Origin of the sequence: Lacipirellula sp. (assembly GCF_965279485.1) — a bacterium.
Classification (GTDB): Bacteria; Planctomycetota; Planctomycetia; order Pirellulales; family Lacipirellulaceae; genus Lacipirellula.
The window spans coordinates 1,563,514-1,577,778 of the sequence record NZ_CBDIIC010000002.1 but is presented as its reverse complement, the minus strand read 5'-3'; the positions used below and the strand labels follow the sequence as shown (position 1 = coordinate 1,577,778).

Genomic DNA, 14,265 nt, shown 5'->3' with positions numbered 1-14,265 from the left:
CTCGGAGCGAAGATGACGCGAATTATCGACTTCCACGCCCACCTCGACGAACGCTGGTTCCACGTGCCATGCGATTCGCCGAGTTCGATGGTCGCGACGCTCGATCGCTTCGAAGTCGAGGCGGCCTGCGTCTTCACGATCATGGGTTTTTATGAGGATTGCATCCCGCACAACGAAGCGCTCCTTCGCCGTGCGAACGAGTATCCCGATCGCTTAATTCCCTTCGTCACAGTCGATCCCAAGCTGGGACGTGCGGCCGTCGACGAACTAGAACGCTGCCTCGCAAATCCCCGCTTCCGCGGCATTAAGTTTCATCCGTGGCTACAGGCTTTCGCGTCGAGCATGCTCCGTAACACGATGATGGATATTCTGCACGTCGCCGCGCAGCACCAAGTGCCGATTCTCTTACACGACGGGACGCCGCCCTATTCGACGACGTACCAAGTGGCGGATCTAGCTCGCTGGTCGCCGAAAACGATCATCGTGCTCGGCCATGCCGGCTCGGCCGACTACGTCAGCCCGGCGGCGCAGTTGATTCGCGAGATTCCGAATCTCTACGGCTGCTTCTGCGGCCCGCGGCCAGGCGACCTTGAGCACTTGGTGGCACTCGGCGGCGCCGAGAAGATCATCTTCGGCTCCGACTTCGGCGCGGCGGGTTGGCGGTTGCTGCCCGAGCGAATCGACAATGTCACGGAAGCGAAGCTAACACCGGCGGAACTCGATCTCATTCTGTACGGCAACTCGGTCCGACTCCTCAAGCTCGACGAATTCCCGCTCACTGCAACGGCTTCATCGGCGGGAGGCAAAAGATGATCATTGACGTCCATGCACACTGCTGGCCGGAAGGCTCGTTCAACGAAGAGTTCATGACCGACGCCCGTCGTATGCGGGCGAGCGCGGTGAACTTGCTCACGCCGTACGAGCGTTACCGCGACAATCTGCCGACCGACGAGGAAGTCGTCACGATTGTCTTCGGCGGCAAAGCCCGGCTTTCGGGGCTATGGGTCAACGACGCCGACGTCGCCTCGTACGTCGCCCAGGCGCCCGACCGGATGATCGGGTTTCTCTCGGTCGACCCGACACAGCCAGGGTGGGAAGAGGAACTTCGCGAGGGTCATCAACGCCACGGCTTGCGCGGCATCAAGCTGCTGCCGATGTACGCCGACTTTTACCCGCAAGACGAACGCCTCGATCCGCTCTGGCGTTATGCCGGCGAGCACCAACTCCCGGTTCTGTTGCACACCGGCACCACGTTCGTGTCGAAGGCCCCGATCGACTGCACGCTGCCGCGGCACCTCGACGTGGTCGCGCGGCGTTTCCCCGACGTCAAGATGATTCTGGCCCACCTAGGTCATCCCTACGAAGGCGAGACGGTTGCCGTCATTCGCAAGCACCCGAATCTGTTCGCCGACATTAGCGCTCTGACGTATCGACCGTGGCAGCTGTTCCACAGTCTGATGCTCGTCCACGAGTACAACGTCTGGGACAAAATTCTGTTCGGCACCGATTACCCCGTGACGACCGTGACGGAAACGATCGCCGGACTCCGTTCGCTGGCCGAAGTGCGGATCGATCGCTTCGCACTGCCGGCCGAGCAAATTGAACTGTTAATTCATCGCGACGCCTTGGCGTTGCTCGGACTCTCTGACTTCCGCAGTCAACCGCAAGATCGGAGAAGCGCGTGAGCCTGCTTGCCTTACTCAACCTGTCGTTGTCGGCAACCGACTGGGCCGTCATTGCAATCTACTCGGTCGCGATGATCGGCCTCGGCGTCTACTTCTCGCGAGCCGCGACTAAAAGCGCAGATGGTTTCCTTATTGGCGAGCGCAGCCTGCCCTGGTGGGTGATCGGCTTCGCCAACGTCTCCGGCTACTCCGACTGCGGCGGCGGCTGGGTATGGCTATTCTTCGTCGGCGGCTTCATGTACCTCAACCAGATCGCCTGGATCGCCTGGCCGATCTGGATGCCGCTAGTCGGCGTCTTTTGGGCAAAGATGTGGCGCCGCAGCGGGCTCGTCACCACTGGTGAGTTGATCGAATTCCGTTACTCCGGGAAAGCTGCCGCCGCGTTCCGAGGCTTCTATGGGCTCTACGCCTGTTTCGGCTGGGCGACCGTCTTTCTCGGCTACGGCACGGCGATGCTTTCAGAGATGCTCGCCCCGCTGCTCGGCTGGGAGCCGCTGACGGTCATCTTCATCTTCGGAGCTATTGGCACGGCGTACACCGTCCTCGGCGGATTGCTCGGCGCGGCTTATATCGACATCCCGCAGTTTGCCATCTTCTTCACGGCGGCGCTCGCGGTCTGGTTCTTCGGCGTCCAAGATTTCGGCAGCTACCAAGCGATCCTCGATAGCGCGATGACGCAACGCGGCGCCGACTTCTGGCAAGTGCTGCCGCCATCTTCGGGGACGAATAGCTATGTCGATCCGATGACGCTGGTCGCTCTCTGCATCGTTGGCCTATTCCTGGCGGGTAGCCCATGTGCCGGCGAAGGTTGGACCGCCCAGCGCTGCCTCGCCGCGAAGGATGAACGTCACGCGGTGCTGGGTCAAATGCTCAACTGCGTGCTGACGTTAGTCGTCCGCATGATCCCGCTGCTACCGCTCGGCTTGCTGGCGATCGCTCTCTATCCCGCGGCCGACGCGAAGAACTCAACGATCCTGCTTCCCGACGGCTCGACCGCTGGTTCGATCAGCGTCTGGTCGCAGCTCGTGATCAAGTACGCGGACCGCGTCCCCGGCTTTGGCGGCATCCTCATCGCCGCAGTCGTGGCCGGCTACATGTGCACCGTCGGCACGATGCTGCAGTGGGGTTCGTCGTTTGTGGTGAACGACTTCTACCGCCGTCACATCCGCCCCAACGCCCCGGAAAAGGAACATATCGTCGTCGCCCGCATCACAATGGTTGCCATGATGATCATCGCGACCGTGCTCGCCTTAGGCATCAGCGACATCGGCCCGTGGGTCTTCTTCATCAATGCTGCAATGATCGCCCCGGCGTTGCCATTGGCGTGGCTCCGCTGGTTTTGGTCGCGGTTCAACATCTGGGGCGAACTGTTCGGCCTAGTGATTTCGGTGCCGCTTTCAAGTTTCGTCTGGTTCACGCTCGACGGCAAAAGCTGGCCGACGTGGCAGCCGACGCTGTTGCTGCTAGGCATCGGCTTGATCGGCAGCGTGACGATCTCGCTGCTCACGCCGCCCGAATCGGCAGAAACGCTGCGGAATTTCTACCTGAAAGTTCGACCGCATGGGGCTTGGGGGGCGGTGCGCAACAAGCTTGCCGCGGAAGGCCTGATCGATCTTGGCCAGCAGCGTCGCGAGCTGCGCTGGGATCTGGTCGCCTCGGTCTGCGGCATCATCTTCTGCTTCACCATCACCTACGCATTCTTCATGGCCGTCGTGCTGAAGTGGCAAAGCGCCGCGGGCTTCGCGATCACCGCCGTAATCAGTGGTTTTGCGTTCTTCATCAGTTGGTTACGCAGCGCACAAACCGCGGCGCTGGCCGACGAAAAGTCGAATGCGGGCGGGTTCGCCACGCCGACGCAATCGTTTGAATTGGAACTTCCCACCTAGTGACTGAATCGATGACCAACGCTGCTTCAGCAGACCCGTTCGCGAATCCCTACAGCGCCGGCGCCGATCGCGGCGAGCTGTGGGAGATTCTCATCGCCCGCGATTCCGACGCGTTCGTCGCCGCCGATTGGTCGGTTTGCGACGGCGACTTCGCGCACGATCGGTTCGAAGGCATCACGGCGAATGGCTCGTTCAATCCCATCGACTGGGCCCTCCGGTATCCGACTGTCGCGTCGTACCGCGACGACTGGCTGCAAATGGCCGAGCGCTACCTGCAGGTTCCGCTCGCCGCGACGCCCCACCGCGAGTTGCTTTACCGCATGCAATCTTTTGCCAAAGTGGAGATTGCCGATGGCCGCGCGATCGTCTGGAAGCAGTTTTGGGCCGACGAACCGCTCACAGGCGGTGAACGCTACCAACTCTCCGCCCAGAGCGTTTACCGCCTGCATCACATCAACGGCAAGTGGAAGATCGTCGGCTTCGTCGGTTACCTCCCCATGGAGTCGCGCAACGCATGAAGTGGGTTGAACTCAATTCGCCGCGGCTCGGCAGCGTCTCGCGCGAGACGATCTGCGTGCTGCCGCTCGGCGCCACCGAGCAGCATGGCCCTCACTTGCCGCTGGCAACCGATCAATTGATCGCCGACAGCTTGGCGGCGCGCCTCGATGCGCTCTGCAACAACAAGTTGCTCGTACTGCCGGGACTGCCGGCAACGTGCAGCGAACACCACATGGCGTTTCCCGGATCGCTCACTCTCGATCACGCCACGTTCATCAATGTTGTGACGCAGATCGTCGGCTCCGCGGCTCGTCACGGCTTCCGCCGCTTCTTTCTACTAAACGCCCACGGCGGCAACATCTCCGTCGGCGGCGTCTCGGCCGAACAGCTTTCCACGCTGCTGCCGGAAGTCGACGTCGTCTTCGGCACCTGGTTCCGCATGGCGGGCGAACGGCTGCGGCATCTCGTCGAGGGCGACTACCCCGCCGTAGGACACGCGTGCGAGTTCGAAACCAGCCTAATCATGGCGATGCGGCCTGAACTCGTCGACGAGTCGGCGATTATCGACGACGGCGCGGCCCCAACGTCGCCGCTGTTGAAGTTCGATCTCCTGGCCGGCGGACCGACGGTTCGCTCAGTCCCCTTCGATCGCTTCACCGAGAGCGGCGTTTGGGGCAAGCCGAGTTGCGCCACCGCGGCGAAAGGCGAAGCGATTCTCGACATCGTCGTCCCCCTGATGAGACAGATTTTGCACGCCTATTGGCCGGATGGCCCGGGGCTAAAGGACGCCGGCGGCACTGATACTCAACGCGACGCGGCTGCGAACGCCGGCGATGCGCAGCAGATGGAACGGGAGGTGATTGCGTGATCTCCGTTGGACTCATTGGATGCGGCGAAGTGGCCGAGAGCGGCCATCTACCCACGATTTTGCAGAGCGATCGCTTCCGGTTGGCCGCAGTTTGCGACGTCGATCCCGCCCGCACGGAATTGTTCTCGAAGCGCGCCGGCGGCGGCGTGCCGCAGTACAGCGATTGGCGCAAACTGCTGACGCGCGAACAGAAACTCGACGCGGTCGTCTTAGCGCTGCCGCCGGAAATCAGCCCCGACGTGGTCGTCGCGGCGTTGCGCTTGAAACTTGCCGTCCTCGACGAGAAGCCGATCGCCGCGTCGGTCGCCGAAGGTCGGCGTTTGCTCCAAGCGGTTGAAGAACATCGCGGCGTCTACCAAATCGGCTTCGTGCTCCGCTACGGCGATTGGGTCGAGCACATCCGCCAGCTCGCCCCGTCGCTCGGTTCGCCGCTGCAGATCAACGTCGAAGTGTACGACGAACGTTACAATCCGCACGACGCGCTCCATCTGGCCCGCATCCAAAGCTTTATCCGCAATAGCTCGGCGATGACGCACGAAGGCTCGCACGTCATCGACTATGTGAGCCTCTGGAACCACGGCGCGTGGCGCACCGTCAGCGCCGTCGCCCAGCAAACATCGCCGACATTCAGCGGCCCGAACGTCTGGAGTTCGCACATCGAGTTCGACGATCAATCGACGCTCGACGTCAAAATCGGTTGGCTCCTGCCCGAACTTCCGCCGTCGACTGTCACCGTCAACGGCCCCGACGGACGACTCGACTTCAATTGCGTCACCGGTCGCGGCCACCTGGAACTCGGCGGCGTCGAACAACCATTCACGCTGCCGCCGCTCGCCCCGCACTGGGAACGGCAGTATCAAACGTTCGCCGCTGCGATTAATCGCGGCTTCGCCGAGGTGGCGACGGTGAGCGATGGCGTTCGGGCGCTCGAAGTTACCGCCGCCTGCGAGCTATCGGCGCGAAACGGGTTGGCCGTGACGCCCGAATCGTTGGCCGCTGCGTTTGGCTTGGCAGGGAGCGTGCAGCGTCCCGCTCGACACACGCCGCGGTCGACGGGACCGGAACGGATCGTCGAAGCCCGCTAATTCCGCCCCCACGATCGCCGGCGCGTTGTCGGCGTCCGTTTGGCCGTTACTACAGTTTCCATCACACGTCTCCGCAGCACCATGCCCCAAGACATCGTTCCGATCCGCGGCGGCGGAATCATCAACAGCTCGCTGCCGTTCTCGCCCGGTATCCGCGCCGGGGACTACGTGTTCGTCTCCGGCATGGCCTCAGCCGATGAGAACGGCGTCATCATCCATGATGAGTTCGAGAACGAAGCCCGCCGCACCTACGAAAACCTCGGCCGCGTCCTGCGCGGCGCGGGCCTCGATTTCGATCGCGTCGTCCAGGTCCGTTGCTACTTGCAACGCCAAGAAGATTGGGACGCTCACAACCGCATTTATCGCGAGTTTTTCTCCGAACCGTTTCCCGCGCGGACGACGCTAGTCGGGTGCCTCGGAGACCTCGTGAAGTATGAAGTCGACTGCATCGCCTACGCCGGCGCAACCACCGCTTAGTCGCTTCCAGTCAGCCACCCGTTTAACTCGATCATCTATACCGCTACACCGCCATGGCCATCCCCACTGACGATCCTTCCCGCTTCGCCTGGATTCGCGAGCACCTCCGCGTTCCCGCCGTCTGCGACATCCTCGACGACATCGGCCGCCGCTCGCAGGCGATGCATCACCGCCTCCGCCCGCTCGACGCGGAGAATTGCATCATCGTCGGCCGCGCCCGCACCTTCCGCTGGATGGAAGTCGACTACGTGATCGAAGAGGATCCGTACGGCCTCGAGATCGACGTGATGGACGACCTCAAGCCGGGCGACGTGCCGGTTCACTCCAGCGATGCGAGTTGGACTAACGCTCCCTGGGGCGAGTTGATGAGCACGCTTGCCAAGCGGAGCGGTTCCACCGGTTGCATTTGCGACGGCCTAATCCGCGACTGCCTGCAGATCATCGAGATTGGTTACCCGATTTTCTACGCCGGCATCCGCCCGCTCGACAGCAAGGGGCGCGGCCGCGTCATGGCGTACGACGTGCCAGTCCGTTGCGGCGACGTGCTGGTTCATCCGGGCGAACTGGTGTTTGCCGACTTTGACGGCGTCGTCGTCGTGCCGCGGGACGTTGAAGATCAAGTCCTCACAATGGCTGACGACAAAATGGGCAAAGAAAGTCTCACACGTCGCGATTTGCTGGCGGGGCGTTCGTTGCGCGAAGTATTCGACCAGTACGGCGTGCTATAAGCGCCGCGGGCGATCAGGGTCGATCGCCCATACCCTCAACCACGACGTCGAGCGCCGAGTCGCTCGACGTCGACGGGATCGGTAGAGGACGCCTCCGTGAGTACGGCTCTTCATTCACTGCAGCGACTGCTCGCGATCGTTGCCGCGTTCACGGTGTCCGCGGCCGCAACGGTTCAAGCCGCGGCGCCGGTGCTGGTTCTGACGGACGGGGCCGCCCAGAACAAGTTCGGCAACTACTTTGCCGAGATCATGCGCGGCGAGGGCTTGCTCACGTTTGAGCAACGCGAAAGAACGTCGCTCACAGCGGCGAACCAATCGCCGTTGAGCAACTACCAGGCGATCGTCCTCGCTGAGATGTCGCTGTCGCCCACGGAGCAGACGCTGCTACGCAACTACGTAGCGAGCGGCGGGACGCTCATCGGCGCTCGCCCGGATACAGGACTCTCCGACGTGTTCGGAATTGAGTTCGCCGGCAACCGTCCGGAGCGGACGCTGCAGTACTATGCGGTCGATCCGTCGCAGCGAGCGGGGGCCGGCATGACGCAGGGCGCCCTTCAATACCACGGCGTGGCCGCGAACTACAACCTACAAGGCGCCACCGCCATCGCCTCGCTCTACGCGAACGCCGAAACGCCATCCAACTTTCCAGCCGTCACGTCGAACCACTACGGCGCAGGCCAAGCGATTGCCTTCAGCTTCGATCCCGCCAAAAGCGTCGTCCTCACGCGGCAAGGCAATCCTGAGTGGAAAAACACCGAAGGCGACGGCGTTCCCGAATTTCGGCCGCACGACATGTTCACGCGGACCGACGGACGGACCTACTACGACATCGACCGCATGGCGATTCCGCACGCCGATGAACTGCAGCGATTCCTCGCCAACGTCCTCATCGACGCCAATTCGGCGCCGCTGCCGCGCATGTGGTACCTACCCGGGAATCACAAGACGCTGTTGGTGAATACGGGCGACGGCGAGGACAACTACGGCGCCCAGTTCAATCAGGTGCTGGACGACGCGGCGAGTTACGGCGGGACGTTCAGCGTCTACCTCCGCGATATCGGCGTGGCCAACACGACGGCCGCTCAGGAAGCGGCATGGCGCGCGGCCGGCCACGAAGTCGGCGTCCACATGTACGCCGACGGCATCGACGGGGCTGGCGCCGCTCCCCACATGACGTACGCCTACGACCGCGTCGTCTCGGCGCTTGAGAACAAGTTCGGACACACCGCCCGCACGGCGCGTAGCCATACGATCGATTGGACCGGCTGGGTCGACATGGCCCGCATCGAGGCCAACCGTGGTACGCAGCTCGACACAAACTACTATCACTATCTCAACGGCAACCTGTTCGATTCCGTCACTACCAACGGGTATTTCACCGGCAGCGGGTTGGCCCAACGGTTTATCGACGAGGAAGGCCAGATGCTCGGCATCTATCAAGCCGCCACGCAGTGGACCGACGAGTGGTTTGGCAACTTCGGCATGACAGGCGAGCAAGCCGTCAACATCATGACCACGATGTTCGAAACGGCTGAGCGCGAGGGTTACTACTCCGCCTTCGTCAACAACATCCATCCGGTCCGCTACTACGGCGCCGACATCACGCACGAATGGGCCAACGCGATCTGGCAATACTGCCAGGAGCGCGACATTCCGATGTGGTCCGCGGAGAAGCTGCTCGACTTCAACCTCGCGCGCAACGAATCACAGTTCGCCAATGTCGCCTACGCCCCCGGCAGCTTGGAATTCGACTACATCGCCGGCGCCGCGGGCTTCGACCTGACGCTGATGCTGCCGCTCGACTGGTCGGGCGATCGGCTGACATCGATCTTGATGGATGGCTCGCCCATTGATTGGGTCGTTGAGGACATCAAGGGCATCGAATACGCGATGTTCACGACGCCGGTCGCCGAAGCCCACATTGCCGCCTCGTACGTCGCTCCGCAGTCGGCGGATTTCAATCGCGACGGCCGCGTCGATGACCTCGATCTCGCTCGCTGGCGCGAAAGCTTCGGCGTAGACGAGCTGGCCGACGCCAACGGCGACGGCGTTACCGACGGCGCCGACTTCCTCGTCTGGCAGCGGCAGTTCAATACCGCAACGCCCGCTGCGACAGCGAGCGTCCCCGAACCAACCTCATTGTTACTCCTAGCGGCAGCTGCAGCTTGCGTGGCGCCGCGACGACACCGTGGTCGAAGTCGCTGAACTCGCAACTCGCCTACAATCAATCCACTCGCTATCCACCTCGGAGAATCGACATGCAACGTCGCGACATGCTCAGAACGCTGGCCGCCGGAACCGCAGCCGTGGGCGTTTCCGCCGCCGCTCCCGCCGCCATCGCGCTGGCCGCCGCTTCGGCAGACCGCGCTGGTGCGCCGCTCGAAAAAGAGGGAGTAAAGTTCTGGACCGAAACCTCGCTCAAGCGGATCTTCCCGAATACCGAGCCCGGCAGCGCTGCCGAACTCCATCTCACCTCGGCCCGCAACGCCCAGTTGTCGTTCCAGCTCGCATTCCGCAATCTGCGCGATTGCAGCATCCGCGTCCGCGCCGCCGTCGAGGCGCCAGAAGGTTGGAGCGTCCGCGTCCGCCGCGTCGGCTATGTCCCGATCGCGCAGCTCGACACCGACATTCCGGTCGACGAGCTCGATGGCGTCGGCCAGCTCCCTGGCTTGGCCCCTGATCCGCTGTTCCCGGAAGAGACGGCCCACATCGGCCCCTCGTCCAACGGCGCTTTCTGGATCACGCTACACATCCCGCCCGATGCACAAGTCGGCGCCAACAAGCTCGTCGCCAAGCTCACCATCGAAGACGAATTTCGTTTCCCGCAGTGGATGGGCGTGCCGCCGCAGTCGGTCGAACTGCCAGTCAGCGTCGACGTCCGCCCGCTTGTTCTCGAAAAGCGCAAAGACTTCCCGGTCACCCACTGGATCTCGGCCGATTCGATCTGGGAGTACTACAAGACCGAGCCCTTCAGCGAACGGTTTTGGGAACTGGCAGACGCCTACGTCGCCGATCTCACTGCTCACAACCTCAACGTCGTCTATTCGCCGATCTTCAACGCGCGGCACGAACTGCTGGAGCGTCCCGCCCAGCTGCTAAAAGTTCGCCGCGTCGACGAACATGAGTACGAATTTGACTTCAGCGATGTGCGGCGCTGGATCAAACTGGCCAAGAAGAACAATGCCGAGTATCTCGAGTGGACGCACTTCTTCACGCCGGCGCCGACGAGCGGCAAGCATCCGCAACGGATCTACGAGCGTTGGGGTACCATCGGCAAGTTACTCTGGCCGCCGGAAACAAGCGCGACGTCGAAAGAGTACCGCAGCTTCCTTGAGCAATTCATTCCGCAGTTCAAGCAAGTGCTGGAAGAGGAAGGCGTGCTTGATTGCTCGCTCTTCCACTGTGCGGACGAGCCGGACGGGCACGTGCAAGTAACCGACTATCGCCAAGCGCGGGCGCTGCTCCGCGAGTTGGCCCCTTGGATGAAGGTAATGGATGCGCTGAGCGAACCCCTATTCGCGACGGAGCGGATCACCGACATGCCAATTCCCAGCATCGTCACCGCGCACCATTTCGTCGAAGCGGGTTGTCCGGCCTGGGTCTACTTCTGCTGCGGCCCGCGCGGCCGGTACCTGCAGCGATTCCACGATACGCCGCTTCCAAAGCTCCGAATGGCGGGTTGGCTGTTCTACAAGCTTAAGGCTCAAGGGTTCCTCCACTGGGGGCACAACTACTGGTTCGTGTTCTGCACCGGGACTCCCATCAACCCGTTCCTCGATGCCGCCACTGGTGCATGGCCAGGGATGCCCCACGGAGACGCTTTCGTGGTCTACCCTGGCGACAATGGGCCGATTGATTCGATCCGCTGGGAAGTCTTCGCCGAGTCGCTGCAAGACTATGCGATGCTCCAAACGGCTGGCATTGATCCTGACGACTCGCTGCTGGCGCAGCTCAAGTCTTACGAAATCTTTCCCAAGCAAGAGGCTTGGCTCGATGCGTCGATCGCAGATGTCCTAACTCGCCTAGCCCCCACACGCAGATGATTCTGAGAAAGCTCGCTCAAGCTAAGCCAGAACTGCTTAAAACGGCTCGGTGAGATTCGCTGGGCCCGAGCACGGCGTCACCTTCATCTGTAGCTCCACTTCGTCACTCGGATCACTTTGAGGCGTGGATTTTCGCGAAACGGAGCGATAATCTGATTCTTCACGTTCAACTGAATTGTTCTCGGCGTGGTTGTTTCATCAACTAGGCCGAAAGCAATCCTGTGAGAGTCTGTCCCCAACTAAAGCTAGGCGAGCTGATTCGCTCGAAACTTTCTAAATCAGGCCGAGCCGCCAATCAACTTATTTTAAGAGTGGCAGATATGGCGCCAAGATGGCCCTTGAGAAGCCGCTTGCGTTTTGAACTGAGCGATTGGGCCAACTACCACCGGTCAAATAGTCACCCGTTTGTCGACTCCTTCGGAGAACCGTCAGGATCGCCCTAGACTGAGCATCCGGCGGTGCAGCGGCTGGGTTACCACTCGTTGCGAGGGCACCAGATCAGTTGCACTTTTCACGATCGCTAGTATCGACTCAGCCGAAGCCGAGGTGGGTGGGAGAGGAAGTCCGCTCAAAAAGCCACCACGATCCCCAACAGCCCAGCTACAACCGTCGTGGCTGCGATCGCCGAGCGAAGCGTGAAGCGTTTGCCGAAGCGAATCGCCGCGACGGCTGCAAGGGCGAAGACTAGAGCGGGATACCAGAGAGGGAAATGCATCTCCGCCGCCGGGATTTGGTGGAGGCCAAACGCACCTTCCGTGTCGATATTAAAATACGCGGAAGAGTCAAATGCAGCCGACGAGTGGTATCCCCAACCTGGATCGAAGCCTGGGAGGTCGTAGAGACTTATCCGCCCGAATCCAATGCAGTCTTCCATCCTGAGGAGTACGCCTGTACTTGAGAGTCGAGACCAAGTTTCAAAGTACCAGTAGCTCCTGCCCCACAGAACCAAGCATCCGGCGCTCGTCGCGTAGCAGACAAGCGCGATGGCATATCGAAGCCAGTTCATCGGTCGAGGTCCTCGACGCGAGGCTCAATCCAGTAGGACTCAACTGACGAGGCGGTGAAGACTATCGCTTGGCAGCGGCGACATGTCAGCGTTTGGCGGTCGGGGTAGTGAGCCGGAACCGATTTTAGGTGATAGATTGCACCGCACTTAGAGCACGACGCCGACCCGTGCGTGCTTTTGTTTTCGATCGCCATAGCGGTCCCATCCATTCGGCCCGGTGATTCGGGTGTCTAGTAGGCGCAGCCGTTCGGATGCGATTTCTGTGCCGAGCATTCGCTCCGACGAAATTGCGTTATGGGCTTTGCTAGCTGCAGCGCAGCACAGGCCGTGGTCCGCTTCGGCGTGCCACGCTGGTCGAATGGGCGCCATGGCCCAGACTCACATGCGGCGAGGGGCGTGGTCTTCGGCTGCTATCCGAATCCTCCTTGGACACTACGCGCTCTCCGAAGCAAGTTAGTGTTCGCAGCTACTGGCGTAGATCTCGCCGCCACAGCAGACTCATCAGTCCATCTTGCCCAGCCTAATCGCAAGGACTATCGGCGACTAATTTGTCGACAGTTCTCGCGCGAATTGCGGAGACTCGCACCCAGCGAGTGGTAGAGTTCCTCGGGCAACCTGCCCGCAAAACACTCTCGATTGAAAGGCTGATAAATGAAGTGGCTCCTATCGCTCGTTGTTGTTGCAGGTCTTGGAAGTCTCGCTTTGACCGGCTGCTCGAAGGAAGCGTCGACCAAGACTGAGACGACGACTTCAACTCCAGAAGGCACAACGACCACCACCACTGAAAAGACGGTCGAGACCACCGGCGAGCACCCGCCGGCGCCGGCGCACTAATCGCCCGTTAGCAATACTCGTTGAATGCGGCTTAGCCGCGGCGGTCCGCTCCCTGTTTGTCGGATCGTCGCGGCGGCCGTGTTTGCACTTAGCACGGTAACCCGGGGTGTTTCAGCCTTTCCCCTGGGTTGCCGTGCTTTTTTATTGCCCGTCGCGATTGGTGGGTCTCCAAAGGGTTAGGGGGAAATTGCCTTTCGAACTTCTAACTAAGAACGGCTCATCGATTGCATTGGCTGCCGGTGCTTTCGTTCGCTGACTGCTCGTCGATTCGAGCAAGCTGCCCTTCCTCGGTCGGCGGCGGTCGGCTTCTTATCCATCCTAATGGCCAGCGTCGCCAGCTGCTCGTCGAGATCGTCACGCTCGATCCTTCGTTCAGCAGGCGACGCCCCGGCCGCTCGGCGCGCACGCTGAACGTCCTCAAGCCGGACGAGTTTGTAATGTTGCCCCACATGGGGGGCAGCAAGCGCGAAATCCATTCGGATTCGGTCGATTGCTCTCGCTTTGGTCGCGCAGTGGTGGTCATATCCGAGGGATGTGCTACTTCGACGAAGAACGGGTTTGCAATGACACACGGCATTTCGCTGAGCTTCCTTTCTCGAGGACCTGGACGGCGATTAAATGTCATCTCACGGCGCTAGAGGGTGCGAGCTATGTCAGCCTCACTTCAGGATGCGGTGACAAGTCAGCGACTTACCTCATCTTCGAATATCTGGGCCACGAGTTTTGCATTCAAAGTCGATTCGCTCAGCTGATCTTTTCCGTCGCAGACCCTCTCTGCCCCTCAGCGACTTTTGAGATGATTGCACGGCATTTTGGCTGGCTACTCTCGCCAGATCTCGCTGACTGACGCCACCACCAACACCAGTCGCTGGCGATGATTGCGCTCTCCAAAGTCGTCGGCGGCTGGTGTCTCTCGTAGCAGGATCACGCTATGCCACTCGACGAATGCGAAGCTGAGCCGACCGGGTCTGATTTCCATCCCACAGAGGATCCGGCGGAACTGTTGGCAGCGGAGAACGTCCAGCGAGAAGCGGCCGAAGCTGGCGAGAGCCCGCTGGATCGCAGTAAATAGCGACGCGACTTCGTCGGTATTTCGGTCCCGGTTGGTCTGCAGTCAGGCCCGATGGCTCAGCGGCTAGCCGCGGTAGTCCGGGG

Annotated in this window: 13 protein-coding genes; 12 read left to right on the top strand and 1 reads right to left on the bottom strand. The window is 61.3% G+C overall.

The features are described from left to right. The first annotated feature begins 12 nt into the window (after positions 1-12). From ACQY7R_RS14025 to ACQY7R_RS13980, 10 genes are all read left to right on the top strand, one after another. Positions 13-813, top strand: a complete 801-nt coding sequence (locus ACQY7R_RS14025) for an amidohydrolase family protein (protein WP_428306215.1) — start codon at positions 13-15, stop codon at positions 811-813. Continuing rightward, entirely contained in the window at positions 810-1,685 is an 876-nt protein-coding gene (locus tag ACQY7R_RS14020) for an amidohydrolase family protein (protein ID WP_428306214.1), read from the top strand. Before ACQY7R_RS14025 ends, ACQY7R_RS14020 begins: the two co-directional genes overlap by 4 nt. Beyond that, positions 1,682-3,571, top strand: coding sequence for a sodium:solute symporter family transporter (locus ACQY7R_RS14015; RefSeq protein WP_428306213.1), 1,890 nt, complete (start codon positions 1,682-1,684; stop codon positions 3,569-3,571). Before ACQY7R_RS14020 ends, ACQY7R_RS14015 begins: the two co-directional genes overlap by 4 nt. A gap of 11 nt (positions 3,572-3,582) precedes the next feature. Next, complete coding sequence (locus ACQY7R_RS14010) at positions 3,583-4,089, top strand: hypothetical protein (RefSeq protein WP_428306212.1); 507 nt, start codon at positions 3,583-3,585, stop codon at positions 4,087-4,089. Next, the gene (locus ACQY7R_RS14005) at positions 4,086-4,937 is read left to right on the top strand and encodes a creatininase family protein (RefSeq protein ID WP_428306211.1); all 852 of its coding nucleotides are present in this window, start codon (positions 4,086-4,088) and stop codon (positions 4,935-4,937) included. The genes ACQY7R_RS14010 and ACQY7R_RS14005 overlap by 4 nt, the downstream gene beginning before the upstream one ends. Continuing rightward, entirely contained in the window at positions 4,934-6,022 is a 1,089-nt protein-coding gene (locus ACQY7R_RS14000) for a Gfo/Idh/MocA family protein (RefSeq protein ID WP_428306210.1), read from the top strand. Before ACQY7R_RS14005 ends, ACQY7R_RS14000 begins: the two co-directional genes overlap by 4 nt. Before the next feature lie 81 nt (positions 6,023-6,103). Continuing rightward, positions 6,104-6,499, top strand: coding sequence for a RidA family protein (locus ACQY7R_RS13995; RefSeq protein ID WP_428306209.1), 396 nt, complete (start codon positions 6,104-6,106; stop codon positions 6,497-6,499). A 53-nt stretch (positions 6,500-6,552) separates the two neighbouring features. Beyond that, positions 6,553-7,227 carry an RraA family protein gene (locus ACQY7R_RS13990; protein ID WP_428306208.1) on the top strand — a complete coding sequence of 225 codons (675 nt, stop codon included), beginning with the start codon at positions 6,553-6,555 and terminating at the stop codon, positions 7,225-7,227. Between the two features lie 96 nt (positions 7,228-7,323). Beyond that, positions 7,324-9,432, top strand: a complete 2,109-nt coding sequence (locus ACQY7R_RS13985) for a hypothetical protein (protein WP_428306207.1) — start codon at positions 7,324-7,326, stop codon at positions 9,430-9,432. A gap of 53 nt (positions 9,433-9,485) precedes the next feature. Continuing rightward, on the top strand, positions 9,486-11,270 hold the full coding sequence (locus tag ACQY7R_RS13980; RefSeq protein WP_428306206.1) for a DUF4091 domain-containing protein: 1,785 nt from the start codon (positions 9,486-9,488) through the stop codon (positions 11,268-11,270). A 568-nt stretch (positions 11,271-11,838) separates the two neighbouring features. Here the strand turns inward: ACQY7R_RS13980 and ACQY7R_RS13975 are convergent. After that, positions 11,839-12,276 carry a hypothetical protein gene (locus ACQY7R_RS13975; protein ID WP_428306205.1) on the bottom strand — a complete coding sequence of 146 codons (438 nt, stop codon included), beginning with the start codon at positions 12,274-12,276 and terminating at the stop codon, positions 11,839-11,841. A 651-nt stretch (positions 12,277-12,927) separates the two neighbouring features. Here ACQY7R_RS13975 and ACQY7R_RS13970 point away from each other — a divergent pair. Both ACQY7R_RS13970 and ACQY7R_RS13965 read left to right on the top strand, forming a co-directional pair. Then, complete coding sequence (locus ACQY7R_RS13970; RefSeq protein WP_428306204.1) at positions 12,928-13,110, top strand: hypothetical protein; 183 nt, start codon at positions 12,928-12,930, stop codon at positions 13,108-13,110. A 931-nt stretch (positions 13,111-14,041) separates the two neighbouring features. Beyond that, positions 14,042-14,182, top strand: a complete 141-nt coding sequence (locus ACQY7R_RS13965; protein ID WP_428306203.1) for a hypothetical protein — start codon at positions 14,042-14,044, stop codon at positions 14,180-14,182. Positions 14,183-14,265 lie beyond the last annotated feature (83 nt).